General features: G+C 71.3%; 12 protein-coding genes. 8 read left to right on the top strand and 4 right to left on the bottom strand.

The window, feature by feature from the left end:
- Positions 1-19: 19 nt before the first annotated feature.
- The 5 genes from IGS69_RS10910 (at position 20) to holA (ending at position 6,455) form a co-directional block, all read left to right on the top strand.
- The gene (locus IGS69_RS10910) at positions 20-1,270 is read left to right on the top strand and encodes a ComEA family DNA-binding protein (RefSeq protein ID WP_190898625.1); all 1,251 of its coding nucleotides are present in this window, start codon (positions 20-22) and stop codon (positions 1,268-1,270) included.
- Positions 1,267-3,969 carry a ComEC/Rec2 family competence protein gene (locus IGS69_RS10905; protein ID WP_190898623.1) on the top strand — a complete coding sequence of 901 codons (2,703 nt, stop codon included), beginning with the start codon at positions 1,267-1,269 and terminating at the stop codon, positions 3,967-3,969. The genes IGS69_RS10910 and IGS69_RS10905 overlap by 4 nt, the downstream gene beginning before the upstream one ends.
- A 4-nt stretch (positions 3,970-3,973) precedes the next feature.
- Positions 3,974-4,804: an arylamine N-acetyltransferase family protein gene (locus tag IGS69_RS10900; protein WP_190898621.1), complete on the top strand. Its 831-nt coding sequence runs from the start codon at positions 3,974-3,976 to the stop codon at positions 4,802-4,804.
- A 124-nt stretch (positions 4,805-4,928) separates the two neighbouring features.
- Complete coding sequence (locus tag IGS69_RS10895) at positions 4,929-5,174, top strand: hypothetical protein (RefSeq protein ID WP_097222973.1); 246 nt, start codon at positions 4,929-4,931, stop codon at positions 5,172-5,174.
- A 291-nt stretch (positions 5,175-5,465) separates the two neighbouring features.
- A complete protein-coding gene (gene holA / locus IGS69_RS10890) occupies positions 5,466-6,455 on the top strand; it encodes a DNA polymerase III subunit delta (RefSeq protein WP_190898619.1) in 990 nt (329 codons plus the stop codon).
- 26 nt (positions 6,456-6,481) lie between these two features.
- Here the strand turns inward: holA and IGS69_RS10885 are convergent, their stop codons facing one another.
- On the bottom strand, positions 6,482-6,907 hold the full coding sequence (locus IGS69_RS10885; protein WP_190898617.1) for a VOC family protein: 426 nt from the start codon (positions 6,905-6,907) through the stop codon (positions 6,482-6,484).
- Positions 6,908-7,007: 100 nt separating this feature from the next.
- Between IGS69_RS10885 and IGS69_RS10880 the strand changes: the two genes are divergently transcribed.
- The gene (locus tag IGS69_RS10880) at positions 7,008-7,403 is read left to right on the top strand and encodes a nuclear transport factor 2 family protein (protein WP_190898615.1); all 396 of its coding nucleotides are present in this window, start codon (positions 7,008-7,010) and stop codon (positions 7,401-7,403) included.
- Between the two features lie 173 nt (positions 7,404-7,576).
- Here IGS69_RS10880 and rpsT read toward each other — a convergent pair whose 3' ends face one another.
- A complete protein-coding gene (gene rpsT, locus IGS69_RS10875; RefSeq protein ID WP_190898613.1) occupies positions 7,577-7,843 on the bottom strand; it encodes a 30S ribosomal protein S20 in 267 nt (88 codons plus the stop codon).
- 241 nt (positions 7,844-8,084) lie between these two features.
- Here rpsT and lepA point away from each other — a divergent pair, with 241 nt between their 5' ends.
- Both lepA and IGS69_RS10865 read left to right on the top strand, forming a co-directional pair.
- Complete coding sequence (gene lepA / locus IGS69_RS10870; RefSeq protein WP_190898611.1) at positions 8,085-9,953, top strand: translation elongation factor 4; 1,869 nt, start codon at positions 8,085-8,087, stop codon at positions 9,951-9,953.
- A gap of 263 nt (positions 9,954-10,216) precedes the next feature.
- Complete coding sequence (locus tag IGS69_RS10865; protein ID WP_190898609.1) at positions 10,217-12,091, top strand: AMP-dependent synthetase/ligase; 1,875 nt, start codon at positions 10,217-10,219, stop codon at positions 12,089-12,091.
- Between the two features lie 17 nt (positions 12,092-12,108).
- On the opposite strand, the gene IGS69_RS10860 is transcribed toward IGS69_RS10865, so the two are convergent.
- Together IGS69_RS10860 and IGS69_RS10855 are read right to left on the bottom strand one after the other, a co-directional pair.
- Complete coding sequence (locus IGS69_RS10860) at positions 12,109-12,579, bottom strand: response regulator (RefSeq protein WP_190898607.1); 471 nt, start codon at positions 12,577-12,579, stop codon at positions 12,109-12,111.
- Positions 12,576-16,613: a HAMP domain-containing protein gene (locus IGS69_RS10855; RefSeq protein WP_385862158.1), complete on the bottom strand. Its 4,038-nt coding sequence runs from the start codon at positions 16,611-16,613 to the stop codon at positions 12,576-12,578. Before IGS69_RS10855 ends, IGS69_RS10860 begins: the two co-directional genes overlap by 4 nt.
- Positions 16,614-16,676 lie beyond the last annotated feature (63 nt).

The following is a 16,676-nucleotide window of genomic DNA, read 5'->3' as shown; positions in this document are numbered from 1 at the left end:
AGTGGCCGATCCTCGTCGCATGGCACTTCGATCACGTTCACGCACAGCGACCGCGACCAGTGGGCCGGGCCGTCATCCGGCGTCCGACGGGCGCGTCCGTCATCACCGCCGCCCGCCTGTCGCGCGCGGGCGGGCCCGGCAGCGTCACGCCTCTGCGGAGGAACTGCGGCGGCGCGCGGGGGTGTTGTTCGGCGAGCACACGGGGCCCGTAGGGGACGCAGGGCACGCAGGCGACGCAGGCGACGCAGGCGACGCAGGCAAAGCAGGTGAAGCAGGCGACGCAGGGCACGCAGGGCCGGGCGGGCCTCCTGGGCGGGCCGAACCGGTCGAACCGCCCGGGGAGCGGCGGGAGTCGGGGCAGGGGCCGCCGGGGTCAGTCGGCTTGGACGAGACACCGCGGGGGTTCGGTGCCCGTCCGGCGCTCGCGCAGTCCATGGGTGGTCTCCCTGACCTGGAGGCGGAACCGAGAGGCGGTCTCCGGGGCGAGGACGTCCGCGCGCGTGGGGGAGCCTGGCGGGAGCGCGCGGGGTCGGCGCTGCGGGAGCGCATGCCGCTGTGGTTGCAGGCCAGGTGCGGTCTGGAGCGTCGGAGCGTGGTGGCACTGACGGTGGTGCTCGTCGTCGCCGCGGCCTTCGCCGTGCAGCACTTCTGGGCCGGCCGGACCCAGTCCGTGCGGCCGCCGGAGGTGGTGCGGGCGGCGGTGCCGTTCGGGGCGGAGCAGGAGGGCGGGCAGGCCGGAGGGAAGGGCGGCCCGGGCGCCGCGGGGGCGGCTGCCAGCACCGCCTCGGGGGCTTCCGCCGGGTCCGCGAAGGCGGGCGCGCCCGAGATCGTCGTGGATGTGGGTGGCAAGGTGCGTGACCCGGGGATCCACCGGCTGCCGGCCGGCTCACGGGTCGCGGACGCGCTGCACGCGGCGGGCGGGGTCAAGCCCGGCACGGACACCGACGGGCTCAACCGCGCCCGGTTCCTCGTCGACGGCGAGCAGGTGATCGTCGGAGGGCCGGCTCCCGCCCCGGCTGCCGGGGCGGGTGGTGGTGCGGCTCCCGGCGGCCCGGCCGGTGGGGCGGCTGCGCCGGCCGCCCCCGTCTCCCTCAACACGGCCACCGCGGACCAGCTCGACACCCTGCCGGGCGTCGGCCCGGTGCTGGCGCAGCACATCATCGACTACCGCACGCAGCACGGCGGTTTCCGTTCCGTGGACGAGCTGCGTGAGGTGAACGGCATCGGCGACCGCCGCTTCGCCGACCTGCGCGACCTCGTACGGCCATGAGGAGCCTCCCCGGCCCGCCGGCGCGGCAGGACGACGAGGCCTCATCCGCGCCCCGTCCCACCCGGTCGCCCGTGCACGCCTCCTCCGGCACCCGTCTCGGCACCGCCCGGCCACGCCAGGAGGGCCCGACGGACCTGCGGCTCGTACCACCCGCCCTGGCTGCCTGGGGCACGGCGGCGCTGGCGCTGGACGCGTCTCCGGCGTGGGTGTGCGGCCTCGTGATCGGCTGCCTGGTGGCCGTCGGACTGCTGCCGTTGGCCCGGCGGGCCCGGGTGGCGTCCTGGCCGCGTGCCTCCGCCGCCGCCCTGCTGCTGTGTGTCGCGGCGGCCGCCGCCTCGGCCGGGCTGCACGGGGCGGATCTGCGCCGGGGGCCCGTGCCCGGCCTGGCGCGGGAGTACGCGACGGTGACGGCCGAGGTCGAGCTCACATCCGACCCGCGGCTCACCCGGCCGAAGGTCCGGGGTGATCATGTGGCTCCGACGGCCGTGCTGATCGACGCCGATGTGCGGCGCCTCCAGATGGCGGGCGGCACCACGGTGACGACACGGGCGCCGGTGCTGGTGATCGTGGATGTAGGCGCTGCTTCGCCCGGCCGGTTCGTCGGTGGGCGGGGGCGGTCACCGTGGCTCGGCCTGCTGCCCTCGACGCGGCTGCGGGTCAGTGCGCGGCTGGCACCCGCGATGACGGGCGGCGACCGGGTCGCGGCCGTGCTGCGGGTGCGGGACCAGGGCGCACCGGACGTGGTGGGGGAGCCCTCGGGGCCGCAGCGGCTCGCCGGGCGGCTGCGCACCGGGCTGAGGGAGGCGACCGACGGGCTGCCGGCGGACCCCCGGGCGCTGCTGCCCGGCCTCGTGGTCGGGGACACCTCGCGGATCACTCCGGAGCTGGAGGAGGCGTTCAAGGAGACCGACCTCACACACACGCTGGCCGTGTCCGGGGCCAACTTCACGATCCTCCTCGCGCTGCTGCTCGGCCCGCCGGGCCTGGCGCAGCACGTCGAGCGGCGGGGCCTCGCGCCTCGGCTCGGCATCTCCCTGCGCGGGACGGCGGTGCTCGGGGGCGTGCTCTCGCTCGGTTTCGTCGTCGTGTGCCGACCGGATCCGAGCGTGGTGCGCGCCGCGGCCTGCGGAGCCGTGGCGCTGCTCGCCCTGGCGACCGGCCGCCGGAGGTCGATGATCCCCGCGCTGGCGACGGCGGTCCTGCTGCTGGTGCTGTACGACCCGTGGCTGGCGCGGAGTTACGGTTTCCTGCTGTCCGTCGTGGCGACCGGTGCCCTGCTCACGCTCGCGCCGCGCTGGAGCGCCGGACTCCGGCGGCGCGGGGTACCGCCGCGACTGGCCGAGGCGCTGGGTGCCGCGGCGGCCGCGCAGGCGCTGTGCGCGCCCGTCGTCGCCGTGCTGTCGGCGCGGGTGAGTCTGGTGGCCGTGCCGTGCAATCTGCTCGCGGAGTTCGCGATCGCGCCGGCGACCGTGCTGGGGTTCGCGGCGTTGGCCACGGCGCCGGTGGCGATGCCGGTGGCCGAGGCCCTCGCGTGGTGCGCGCACTGGCCCGCCGGATGGATCGCGCGGATCGCCCGGGCCGGGGCGGCGCTGCCGGGCGGGGGAGTGGACTGGCCGGGCAGTTGGGCGGGCGCGGCGCTGCTCCTGGCCGTGACCCTGGTCGTGGTGCTCGTCGGGCGGCGGCTGCTCGGGCATCCCTGGTGGTGCGCGGTGTGCGGACTGCTGCTGGCGCTGGTGGTGGTGCAGCCGCCGCCGCTGACCCGGGTGGTCACGGGCTGGCCGCCGCCGGGCTGGCGGCTGGTGATGTGTGACGTGGGGCAGGGCGACGCCATGGTGCTCGCGGCGGGCGAGGGGACCGGCGTGGTGGTGGACGCCGGGCCCGACCCGCGGCTCGTCGACCACTGTCTGCGCTCACTGGGCATCAGCAGGGTCCCGTTGGTCGTGCTCACCCACTTCCACGCCGATCACGTGGCGGGCCTGCCCGGGGTGCTGCGTGGCCGGGCCGTGGGCGCGATCGAGACGACGGGGTTCGAAGAGCCCGCCGACCAGGCCGCGTTCGTGCGGAGGCTGGCGGCGGCGCGGCGGATCCCCGTGACGCGGGCGGCGGCCGGAGAGCAGCGGCGGACGGGGGAGTTGTCGTGGCAGGTGGTGTGGCCGCCGCCGGACCCGCCCCCGAGCCCGCCGCCGAACCCGTCCCCGAGCCCGCCGCTGGACTCGCCTCCGTGGACCCTGACACCGCCGGGGACACCGCCACCGCCGGGCCTACTGCCACCGCAGGGGAGACCGCCGCAGATGCCTCCAGGAGGCACACCGGTCCACCCGCCGGTGCCGGAAGGGCCGAACGACGCCAGCGTCGCCATGCTGGTCCGCACGGCCGGACTGCGCCTGCTGCTCCTCGGAGACCTGGAGCCCCCGGCGCAGCGGGCGCTGGCGAGGTCACCCGCGGCGGAGGCGCTGGAGGGTGTGGACGTGCTGAAGGTCGCCCACCACGGCTCGGCCTACCAGGACCCGGGACTCATAGGCCGGGTGGCCCCGCGGCTGGCCCTCATCTCCTGCGGCGAGGGCAACTCCTACGGGCACCCGGCGCCCGGCACGGTCGCGGCGCTGCGCGCCGGGGGCGCGGCGGTGCTGCGGACGGACCGGGACGGCGCGCTCGCGGTCGCAGGAGGCGGCGGAGAGCTGAGGGTGGCGCGAGACTGAGGGCATGAACTCAGCACAGGTTGATGCCTATCTGCGCCGACTGGGAGCCGAGCAGCCGGCGTGGCCCACCGTCGACGCGCTGCGCGAACTGCACCTGCGTCACCTGCGGACCGTGCCGTTCGAGAACCTCTCGATCCATCTGGGCGAGGAGATCGTGCTGGAGGAGAAGCGGCTGCTGGACAAGGTGGTGGGGGCGCGGCGGGGCGGGTTCTGTTACGAACTCAACGGCTCCTTCGGGGCGTTGCTGGCCGCGCTGGGGTACGACGTGACGCTGCTGGCGGGGCGGGTGTACGGGGACGGGGGACGGCTCGGGATCCCGTACGACCATCTCGCGCTGCGGGTACGGACGGTGGACAGGGGTGACTGGCTGGCCGATGTCGGGTTCGGGGCGCACAGCCACCTGCCGTTGGCGTTCGGGGACCGGGGCGAGCAGAAGGACCCGGGGGGCACGTTCCGGATCGTCGAGGCGGGGCCGGACGCGGCCGGGGTGCGCGGCGGGCACGGCACGGTGGAGGCGGCGGACCTGGACGTGTTCCGGGACGGCGGAGCGCAGTACCGCCTGGAAGTGCGGCCGCGGGCGCTCGGTGACTTCGTGGCCGGGGCGTGGTGGCACAGCACGTCGCCGGTCTCGCATTTCACGCGGTCGCTGGTCTGTTCGCGGGTGACGGAGGAGGGAGGGCGGATCACGCTCAGCGGGCGCAGGCTCACGGCGACGGCGGCCGACGGGACGCGGGAGGAGCGGGAGCTGGAGAGGGATGAGGAGATCCTTGGGGTGTACCGGGAGCGGTTCGGGATCGAGCTCGACAAGGTGCCGACGCTGCGAAATCCGGCGTAGTCGTCTGCCTGGCGCGGGGCATCGCGATGGTGGGGCCGAGCATCAGGGTGGTCGGCCTCGATGTGCAGGTCGTGCGCAGGGGCTGGGCGGCCGGGCCGGGACGCGGTGTCGGACAATGTCCGGCGTGAGTGATGTGCGACATGTGCTGGTGCTGCCCGACCGTGATGCCGCGGAAGAGGTGGTGGAGGCGCTGCGGGAGCGGTTCGGGGTCGTCGAGGAGCCGCAGCTGGTGCGGGACGCGCTGGCCGGTGAGGACGACGCCGAGGACGCGCAGTGGCTGGTCGTCCTGCGGGACGAGGACGAGCGCCTGGATCCCGCGGAGCTGGACGGACTGGCCGGCGAGTGGGAGGGCTGGCGGGAGGAGCCGTAACGGCCCCGGAGCGTGCGCGCGCCGTATCCGCCCCCGGCGTGTGCGCGCGAGCCGTACCGGCCCCCGGCCTGTGCCCGAGCCGTAGCGGCTCCCGGCGTGTGTGCGAGCCGTAGAGCGCGGCCCCCGGCACGTGCGCGCGCCGTTGCGGCTCCCGGCGTGTGTGCGAGTCCTAGCGGCCCGGCGTGTGTGCGTACGTCCCGGTGCTGCGTGCGCGCACGTCCGCGGCCCCCGGGGGGGTAGGGCCCGGTCCGTCGGGATCCGTTGTCAGTGGCGCGTGGGATGCTTGGCGCGATGGCCAGGAAGACTGCGAATGACGACCCCCTCGCCCCGGTGACGCTCGCCGTGGGCCAGGAGGACCTGCTCCTCGACCGTGCCGTGCAGGAGGTGGTGGCCGCGGCGAAGGCTGCCGACGCCGACACGGACGTACGGGACCTGACCCCGGACCAGTTGCAGCCCGGCACGCTCGCCGAGCTGACCAGCCCGTCGCTCTTCGCGGAGCGCAAGGTCGTGGTGGTGCGCAACGCGCAGGATCTGTCGGCCGACACGATCAAGGACGTGAAGGCGTACCTCGGGGCCCCTGCCGAGGAGATCACCCTGGTGCTGCTGCATGCCGGCGGGGCCAAGGGCAAGGGGCTGCTCGACGCCGCGCGCAAGGCCGGGGCGCGTGAGGTGGCCTGCCCGAAGATGACGAAGCCGGCGGACCGGCTGGCGTTCGTGCGGGGCGAGTTCAGGGCGACGGGGAGATCCGCCACGCCGGAGGCGTGCCAGACGCTCGTCGACGCGATCGGCAGCGATCTGCGGGAGCTGGCCTCGGCGGTGTCGCAGCTGGTCGCGGATGTCGAGGGGACGATCGACGAGGCGGTCGTCGGGCGGTACTACACCGGGCGGGCCGAGGCGTCGAGCTTCACCGTCGCCGACCGGGCGGTCGAGGGGCGGGCGGCGGAGGCCCTGGAGGCGCTGCGCTGGTCGCTGGCGACCGGGGTCGCGCCGGTGCTGATCACGAGCGCGCTCGCACAGGGCGTCCGGGCGATCGGCAAGCTGTCCTCGGCCCGCGGGGGCCGCCCGGCCGACCTCGCGCGGGAGCTCGGCATGCCGCCGTGGAAGATCGACCGGGTGCGGCAGCAGATGCGCGGCTGGACTCCGGACGGCGTGTCGATCGCGCTGCGCGCCGTGGCCGAGGCGGACGCGGGGGTGAAGGGCGGAGGCGACGACCCCGAGTACGCCCTGGAGAAGGCGGTGGTCACCATCGCCAGGGCGGCCCGCTCCAGGGGACGCGGCTAGCGGGGCCCTGGCCGGCAGGGACTGCCTCAGAACACCGGCTCCCCCATCCCCAGCAGGTTGCCCTCGCTGTCGTGGAACCAGGCGCCGCGTTCGCCGCGTGCGCCCTTGCTCGGGTAGTTGCCCTCGATCTCGGCGATTCCGCCGCGGGTGCGGAAGCCGGGGGCGTCGACCTCCTCGAAGACCACGCCGCGCCGCTTCAGCGCGGCGACCGCCGCATCGAGGTCCTGGACCTCCAGCGCCATCTGCGTGAAGGTGCCGGGCGAGGCACCCGTGGACCGGAACAGCACGAACTCCGCGCCGCCGCAGCGGTAGAGCAGTCCGCCGGGGCGTTCGTCCACGGGGTCCAGACCGAGTTTCTCCGAGTAGAAGCGCCGCGCCCGCTCCAGGTCCTGGGCGGGGAGCCTGGTCGCCGCGCGGACCAGGGCCGGTGCGCTCGTGTCGTGTGCGTCCATCTGTCCACTGTGCCGTGATCGAGTCGCCCTCCTCCTGCCGAAGAGGAGAATCGGGTGTATCAGCCGTACGTCGCCGAGCGATGGAGAGGTGGCGAGGGTCATGGCTGAACACCCGCACGCAGCGCTGGTCCGCAGGGGGTTCGAGGCCTTCTCGCGCGGTGACATGGACACCCTGCGCGGATTGATGGCGGGGGACGCAACCCACCACGTGCCCGGCGATCACCCGCTGTCGGGCGACTTCAAAGGGGTGGACTCGATCATCGAGATGTACGAACGGCTCGGTGCGGAGACAAACGGGACGATGCAGGCGGACCTGATCGGCATCGCTGTCGACGGCCGCGGTCACGCGGTGGGCATGACCCGCTTCACGGCCGAGCGCAACGGCAAGAGGCTCGACGACACCGGCTGCATCATCTTCCGCATCGTCGGCGACAAGGTCACCGACCTCGATGAATGCGTCGAGGACATCGACAAGAACAACGCGTTCTGGTCCTGAACAGGCCGAAGGCCCCGCCGGCCGCCCTGGGGAAGGGCGGAAAGCGGGGCCTTCGGTTCAAGCTGCGGGATCCGCGCCCGCGTGGCGAACGCAGGCCGCGCGCGGATCCGGGGTGCCGGACGGGAGCGGATGAGAGAGGGCCCGCTCGATTCCCTCCGGCGTCACATCAGATGTCAGCCCTTGAGCGCGTCGACCTTCTGAGCCAGCGCAGACTTCTTGTTGGCGGCCTGGTTCTTGTGGATGACGCCCTTGGAGACGGCCTTGTCGAGGTGACGCGCGGCGAGGCGCTGGTACTCGGTGGCCTTCTCGACGTCACCCGCGGCAGCAGCCTCACGGGCCCTGCGGATCGCGGTCTTGAGGGAGGACTTGACGGCCTTGTTGCGCAGCCGCGCCTTCTCGTTGGTCTTGATCCGCTTGATCTGGGACTTGATGTTCGCCACGAATGAGCCTTCTCAGGTTCTGGCACGAGGCCGTACGGACACCGCACGAATCCCGCACCGGGTGATTTCTTGAGGTCGCGCCTTCTGCGAGAGGGCATGAGGCACAGCCACCCAGGCTACCAGCGGCCCCTTCCGCGGCCCAAACCCGTCCGTGGTCCCCGCCCGTGGGACCATGGAGGCTACGTATCGATCCGACCCGAGACCGCAGACACTGCGGACGCCTCAAGAATCAGGACCCTGCGTGCCCGCGATCCCCAGCCACGTGCCCGAGCCGAGCCGTACCGACCCGGCTCTGATCCGCAACTTCTGCATCATCGCGCACATCGACCACGGCAAGTCCACGCTCGCCGACCGGATGCTCCAGCTGACCGGAGTGGTCGAGCAGCGGCAGATGCGCGCCCAGTACCTCGACCGCATGGACATCGAGCGCGAGCGTGGCATCACGATCAAGTCACAGGCGGTGCGTCTGCCGTGGGCCCCCACCCATGACAAGAACGACACGCACATCCTGAACATGATCGACACCCCCGGGCACGTCGACTTCACCTATGAGGTCTCCCGGTCGCTCGCCGCGTGCGAGGGGACCATCCTCCTGGTCGACGCCGCCCAGGGCATCGAGGCGCAGACCCTCGCCAACCTCTACCTGGCGATGGAGAACGACCTCAAGATCATCCCCGTGCTGAACAAGATCGACCTGCCGGCCGCGCAGCCCGAGAAGTTCTCCGAGGAGCTCGCCAACCTGGTCGGGTGCGACCCCGACGACGTGCTCAAGGTGTCCGCCAAGACGGGCCTGGGCGTCGAGGCGCTGCTCGACAAGGTCGTCGCCGAGATCCCCCCGCCGGTGGGTGTCGCGGACGCGCCCGCCCGCGCGATGATCTTCGACTCGGTCTACGACTCCTACCGCGGTGTCGTGACGTACGTCCGTGTCATCGACGGTCAGCTCAACAAGCGCGAGCGCATCCGGATGATGTCCACCGGCGCCACGCACGAGCTGCTGGAGATCGGCACCAACTCGCCGGAGATGACGGCGGCCGACGGCCTCGGCGTGGGCGAGGTGGGCTACCTCATCACCGGTGTGAAGGACGTCCGCCAGTCCAAGGTCGGTGACACCGTCACCAGCCAGCACAAGGGCGCCGAGGAGGCGCTCGGCGGCTACAAGGACCCCAAGCCGATGGTGTTCTCCGGCCTCTACCCGCTGGACGGCTCGGACTACCCGGAGCTGCGCGAGGCCCTGGACAAGCTCCAGCTCAACGACGCCGCGCTGGTCTACGAGCCGGAGACCTCCGCCGCCCTCGGCTTCGGCTTCCGCGTCGGCTTCCTCGGTCTGCTGCACCTGGACGTGATCCGGGAGCGGCTGGAGCGCGAGTTCGGCCTCGACCTCATCGCCACCGCGCCGAACGTGGTCTACCGCGTCCTCATGGAGGACGGCACCGAACACACGGTCACCAACCCCAGCGAGTTCCCCGAGGGCAAGATCTCGGAGGTCTACGAGCCGGTCGTGCGGGCCACCATCCTGGCGCCCAGCGAGTTCATCGGCTCGATCATGGAGCTGTGCCAGACCCGGCGCGGCACCCTGCTCGGCATGGACTACCTCTCCGAGGACCGGGTCGAGATCCGCTACACCCTGCCGCTCGCGGAGATCGTCTTCGACTTCTTCGACCAGCTGAAGTCCAAGACCCGCGGCTACGCCTCGCTCGACTACGAGCCCACCGGCGAGCAGACCTCCAGCCTGGTCAAGGTCGACATCCTGCTGCACGGCGACAAGGTGGACGCCTTCTCGGCGATCACCCACAAGGACGCCGCGTACGCCTACGGTGTGCGGCTCGTCGCCAAGCTGCGCGAGCTCATTCCGCGGCAGGCCTTCGAGGTGCCCATCCAGGCCGCCATCGGCTCCCGGGTCATCGCCCGCGAGACCATCCGCGCCATCCGCAAGGACGTCCTCGCCAAGTGCTACGGCGGTGACATCTCGCGTAAGCGCAAGCTGCTGGAGAAGCAGAAGGAGGGCAAGAAGCGAATGAAGATGGTGGGTTCCGTAGAGGTTCCGCAGGAGGCCTTCATCGCGGTCCTCTCCAGTGATGACAGCGCGGGGTCGGGCAAGGGCAAGAAGTAATCACGGATTACCGTGGGTTACACCGCAATCCGGGTTGAACAGGGGCTCGTCGTGCGAAAGTGCGGCGGGCCCTGTGCGTTCCCGGGGTAGCTCTCTGTACGAAGTGACAGGCCGCGGACCCTTACGCAGGGGCCGGTCGCCCTTTACTCTGATCCCTGCTCGATAGTTACTCACGAGTTAAACAACGGGCGTGACCTGCATCTCGTGAGTGCCACCCAGCCGCACCTGAGCCAGCCGCATCGTCGCGGGCCCCGGAGGATGTCGTGAGCGACACACAGACCCTGATCGAGAACCGTCCGCCCTCCGTGGCGGGCCTCTTCCTGGAGCGCGTCGCGGCCACGCCGGACGCCGAGGCCTATCGGTATCCGGTCCCATCGTCCGCAGGCCAGGGACCGGACGAGTGGAAGTCGCTGAGCTGGAGGCAGGCAGCCGAGCGGGTCTACGCCATCGCGGCGGGGCTCATCGAGCTGGGCGTGCAGGCCGAGCAGCGCGTCGCCCTCGCCGCCGGCACCCGGCTCGAGTGGATCCTGGCCGACCTCGGCATCATGTGCGCCGGCGCGGCCACGACCACCGTGTACCCGCAGACCAACGCCGACGAGTCCGCGTACATCCTGTCGGACTCCGAGAGCCGGGTGCTGATCGCGGAGAACGCCGAGCAGCTGGCCAAGGCAGTGGAGAAGCGTGCCGAGCTGCCCGAGCTGACGCATGTCGTGGTGATCGACGCGGCCGGTGTCGAGACCGCCGACTGGATCCTCACCCTGGACGATCTGGAGAAGCGCGGCGCCGCCCGGCTGGAGAAGGACCCCCAGCTGATCAAGGAGCGGGTCGGCGCGATCACCAAGGACCAGCTGGCCACCCTCATCTACACCTCCGGCACCACGGGCCGCCCCAAGGGCGTGCGCCTGCCGCACGACAACTGGTCGTACATGGCGAAGGCGATCGCCGCGACCGGGCTGGTCGGCGCCGAGGACGTGCAGTACCTCTGGCTGCCGCTCGCGCACGTCTTCGGCAAGGTGCTGACCTCCGGACAGATCGAGGTCGGGCACGTCACCGCCGTGGACGGCCGGGTCGACAAGATCATCGAGAACCTGCCGGTGGTGCAGCCGACGTACATGGCGGCCGTACCGCGCATCTTCGAGAAGGTCTACAACGGCGTGGCCGCGAAGGCCCGCGCCGGCGGCGGCGCCAAGTACAAGATCTTCCAGTGGGCGGCCGGGGTGGCCCGCGAGTACGCCAAGGTCTCGCAGGACAATTTCCGGCGGACCGGGACCGCGTCCGTGCCGTTCGGGCTGGGTGCCAGGCACAAGGTCGCCGACGCGCTGGTCTTCGGCAAGATCCGCGAGGCCTTCGGTGGCAACCTGCGGGCGTGCGTCTCGGGTTCCGCCGCGCTGTCGCCGGAGATCGGCTACTTCTTCGCGGGCGCCGGGATCCACATCCTGGAGGGCTACGGCCTGACCGAGTCCTCGGCCGCGTCCTTCGTGAACCCGGGCGAGGCCTACCGCACCGGCACGGTCGGCAAGCCGCTGCCCGGCACGGAGGTGCGGATCGCCGACGACGGGGAGATCCTGCTGCGCGGCCCGGGCATCATGGAGGGCTACCACAAGCTGCCCGAGAAGACCGCCGAGGTGCTGGAGGCGGACGGCTGGTTCCACACCGGGGACATCGGTGAGCTGTCGTCCGACGGGTACCTGCGGATCACCGACCGCAAGAAGGACCTCATCAAGACCTCGGGCGGCAAGTACATCGCCCCGGCGGAGGTCGAGGGGCAGTTCAAGGCGGTCTGCCCGTACGTGTCGAACATCCTGGTGCACGGGGCCGACCGGAACTACTGCACGGCCCTGATCGCGCTCGACGAGGCCGCGATCACCGAGTGGGCCAAGGACAACGGGCTCGAGGGGAAGCCGTACGCGGAGATCGTCGCCGCGCAGGTGACCGTCGACATGGTCGACGGGTACGTGAAGCAGCTCAACGAGGGGCTTCAGCGCTGGCAGACCATCAAGAAGTTCCGGCTGCTGCCGCGTGACCTCGACGTCGAGCACGGTGAGATCACGCCGAGCCTGAAGCTGAAGCGGCCGGTGGTGGAGCGGGAGTACAAGCACCTGATCGAGGAGATGTACGAGGGCTCTCGCGAGGCGTAGGAAGTGGCGGGGCGCCCCTAAGGGGCGTCACCCACCCGGCGTTTCAAGTCCTGGATCTCCGTCCTCAGGCGTTCCACCTCTCTGCCTTTGCGGTAGAGGTCCAGGAAGACGCTGACCTTCGCCCGGAGGACCCACGGGTCGAACGGCTTGGTCACGTAGTCGGCGGCGCCGGTCGCGTAGCCGCGGAAGGCGTAGCCCGAGTCGTCGTCCGCCCCGGTGAGAAAGATGATCGGGACCTCCCGGGTCTGGTCGAGGCGTTTGATGTGGGACGCCGTCTCGAAGCCGTCCATGCCGGGCATGCGGATGTCCAGCAGGACCAGGGCGATCGGCCGGCGCAGGAGGGCCTTCAGGGCCTCCTCGCCGGAACGGGCCCGGACGAGCGGCTCGTTGAGGGAGGCCAGCACGGCCTCCAGAGCGGTCAGATTGTCCTCCATGTCGTCGACCAGGAGGATTCCGGCGCGTTCGGGGTGGGTGGCCGTGCTGCTCATGCCTCTTCTTCCGTGCCCTCGGGGTCCAGCAGTTCGCACACGACCGTCAGCAGGCCGTCGATGTCCACCGGTTTGGGAACGTAGTCGTTGGCGCCGCGGGCGATGGACTTCTCCCGGTCGCCGGGCATCGCCTTGGCGGTCAGCGCCACGATCGGCAGACCCGTCCAGCGGGGTGCGCGGCGGATCGCGGAGATGGTCTCGTAGCCGTCCATCTCCGGCATCATGATGTCCATCAGGACCAGTTCGACGTCCGCGCTGCGCTCCAGCGTCTCGATGCCCTCGCGGCCGTTCTCCGCGTAGAGCACGGTCATGCCCACCCGGCCCAGGACATGGGTGAGGGCGAAGACGTTGCGGATGTCGTCGTCGACGATCAGCACCCGCCGGCCGGCCAGGATCCGGCCCGGCCTGCCGGACGTCCACGCCTCCAGCTTCGTGGGGGACGGCCAGGCGTCGTCCGTGTCGTGCGCGACCGGGAAGGGCCCGGTGGCCGGCCGGAGCGGCAGGGGGAGGTCGGCGCGGTCCCCGGGGAGGGGCGCGGGAGCTGTGTGCCCGGGGCTGACGACCGGCACGTACAGGGTGAACGTGGAGCCCTTGCCGGGTTCGCTCTCGGCGACGATCCGGCCGCCGAGCAGGCCCGCGATCTCCCGGCTGATGGACAGGCCGAGCCCCGTCCCGCCGTACTTGCGGTTGGTGGTGCCGTCGGCCTGCTGGAACGCCTCGAAGATCACGGGGAGCTTCTCCGGCGCGATCCCGATGCCGGTGTCGGACACGGCGAACGCGATGACGTCGTCGGTGTCCCGCACTCCCCCACTCCCGGCTTCGCTCGAGCGGGGGGACCCCCATCGGTGCTCGGCGTCCTGCACCCGGTCCACCCGCAGCTCGACCTTGCCGGACGCGGTGAACTTGATCGCGTTGGACAGCAGGTTGCGCAGGATCTGCTGGAGGCGCTGCTCGTCCGAGTACATCTCGCGCGGTACGTCCTCACCGACCGCCACCTCGAAGGCCAGCCCCCGGTCCAGCGTGAGCGGTCGGAACGTGGCGTGGACGTAGTCGAGCAGCTTGATGAGGGGGAGCCGCTTGGGGCGTACGTCCATGCGGCCGGCCTCGATCTTCGACAGGTCCAGGATGTCGTTGATCAGCTGCAGCAGATCCGAGCCCGAGCGGTGGATTGTCGTCGCGAACTGCACCTCCTGGTCCGAGAGATGGCCGTCGGGGTTGTCGGAGAGCAGCCGGGCCAGGATCAGCAGGGAGTTCAGCGGTGTGCGCAGCTCGTGCGACATGTTGGCCAGGAACTCGGACTTGTACTGGGAGGACGTGGCCAGCAGGGCGGCCTTCTCCTCCAGTTCGGCGTTGGAGCGCTGGAGCTCGCCCTGCTGCTTCTGGAGTTCGTCGGAGCGCTCCTGGAGCTGCATGGCCAGGCGCTGGGACTCGCCGAGCAGGGACTCCGTGCGGGAGTTGGCGATGATCGTGTTGATGGCGACGCCGATGGTGTTGACGAACTGGTCGAAGAACGCCAGGTGCACATCGGAGAAGCGGGAGAACGAGGCGAGTTCGATGACACCGAGGAGCTTGTCCTCGAAGAGGATCGGGATGATGACGATCGTCGTCGGGGCCGCCTCGCCGAGGCCGCTGTTGATCTTGATGTAGTCGGGCGGGGCGCCCTCCACCAGGATCCGCTTCTTCTCCCGGGCCGCCTGCGCGACCAGGCCGTGCACCGGCAGGCCGCCGGTCTCGACGGTCGCGTCCTGGGCGGCGCCGTACCCGGCGATGAAGGCCAGTCCCTTGATCGGCGCGGTGGTGCGCGGGGCCGCGCTGTCCTCGTCGGGGTCGGCCAGGTAGAACGCGCCGTACTGGGCGTTCACCAACGGGGTCAGCTCGCGGAGTATCAGGTCGGCGACCTCCATCAGGTCCCGGTGGCCCTGCATCAGGGCGGCGAGCCGGGCCAGGTTGGACTCCAGCCAGTCCTTGGCGCGGGTCGTCTCGCGCAGGTTGGCCACCATCAGGTTGATGTTGTCCTTCAGCTCGGCCACCTCGCCCTGCGTCTCCACGGTGATCGAGCGGGACATGTCGCCCTGGGCCACGGCGGAGGCGACCTCGGCGATGGCGCGGACCTGGGTGGTGAGGTTGGAGGCGAGTTCGTTGACGTTGGTCGTCAGCCGCTTCCAGGTGCCGTAGACGCCCTCGACCCGGGCCTGGCCGCCCAGTTGCCCCTCGGAGCCGACCTCGCGGGCGACCCGCGTGACCTCGGAGGAGAACGACGAGAGCGTGTCGACCATGGTGTTGATGGTCGTCTTCAGCTCCAGGATCTCCCCGCGCGCGTCCACGTCGATCTTGCGGGACAGGTCGCCCTGCGCCACGGCCGTCGCGACCTGGGCGATGTTGCGCACCTGGGAGGTGAGGTTGTCGGCCATGTAGTTGACGTTGTCCGTCAGGTCCCGCCAGACGCCGGAGACGCCCAGCACCTGGGCCCGGCCGCCGAGCCGTCCGTCGGTGCCGACCTCGCGGGCCACGCGGGTCACCTCGTCGGCGAAGGCGCGCAGCTGCTCCACCATCGTGTTGACGGTGTCCTTCAGCTCCAGGATCTCGCCGCGCGCGTCGACCGTGATCTTCTTCGACAGGTCGCCGTTGGCGACGGCGGTGGTGACCTGGGCGATGTTGCGGACCTGTGAGGTCAGGTTCAGCGCCATGAAGTTGACGTTGTCGGTGAGGTCCTTCCAGACGCCGGAGACACCCCTGACCTGCGCCTGTCCGCCGAGGTTGCCCTCGGTGCCGACCTCGCGGGCGACGCGGGTCACCTCGTCGGCGAAGGCGGAGAGCTGGTCGACCATCGTGTTGATCGTGGACTTCAGCTCCAGGATCTCGCCCTTGGCCTCCACGGTGATCTTCTTGCCGAGGTCGCCCTGGGCGACGGCGGTGGAGACCAGGGCGATGTTGCGCACCTGGGAGGTGAGGTTGTCGGCCATGAAGTTGACGTTGTCGGTGAGGTCCTTCCAGACGCCGGAGACACCCCTGACCTGAGCGCGTCCGCCGAGATTGCCTTCCGTGCCGACCTCGCGGGCGACGCGGGTCACCTCGTCGGCGAAGGCGGAGAGCTGGTCGACCATCGTGTTGATGGTCGACTTGAGCTCAAGGATCTCGCCCTGCGCGGCGACGGTGATCTTCTGGGACAGGTCGCCGTTGGCCACGGCCGTCGTCACCTGGGCGATGTTGCGGACCTGGGAGGTGAGGTTCGACGCCATGAAGTTGACGTTGTCGGTGAGGTCCTTCCACACCCCGGACACGCCGCGCACCTGGGCCCGGCCGCCCAACTGGCCCTCGGTGCCGACCTCGCGGGCGACGCGGGTCACCTCGTCGGCGAAGGCGGACAGCTGGTCGACCATGGTGTTGACGGTCAGCTTCAGCTCCAGAAGCTCGCCGGTCGCCTCCACCGTCACCGTGCGGGTCAGGTCGCCCCGGGCCACCGCCGTCGTCACCGCGGCGATGTCCCGCACCTGGGCCGTCAGCCGGGACGCCATCGTGTTGACGGCCTCCGTCACGTCCCGCCAACTGCCCGACAGGCCCTGCACCTTGGCCCGGCCGCCGAGCCTGCCCTCGGTGCCGACCTCGCGCGCGACCCGGGTCACCTCGCCCGTGAACAGGGAGAGCTGGTCCACCATCTTGTTGACGGCCCGGCCCAGGCGCCGCAGGTCGCCGCGCAACTGCCGGGTCCCGTCGTGCAGATCGACCCGCTGGGTCAGATCGCCGCCGGCCACCGCGTCCAGTACGCGCGTGGCGTTCGCCGCCGGGGCGACCAGGGCGTCGAGCAGCTGGTTCACATCGTTGACCCGGGACGCCCACAGGCCCTGGCCCGGGCTGGCCGAGAGCCGCTCGTCGAGCCGGCCGTACCGCACCAGCTCCCGTCTGACACGGCGCGTCTCGGACGTGAAGTGGACGCTGCGGTCCATGATCTGGTTGAAGACCGCGGTGAGTTCGGCCACCATGCCGTGGCCGGATTCCGGCACCTTGGTGAAATCACCGTCACGTGCCGCTGTCATGGCCGCGAGCAGGGGACGCAGATCGGATGCACGAATCTGACCGTCTTCGTGCCGGTCTTCGAC

Source organism: Streptomyces tuirus (assembly GCF_014701095.1).
Classification (GTDB): domain Bacteria; phylum Actinomycetota; class Actinomycetes; order Streptomycetales; family Streptomycetaceae; genus Streptomyces; species Streptomyces tuirus.
This window is presented reverse-complemented; position numbering and strand designations above follow the sequence as displayed.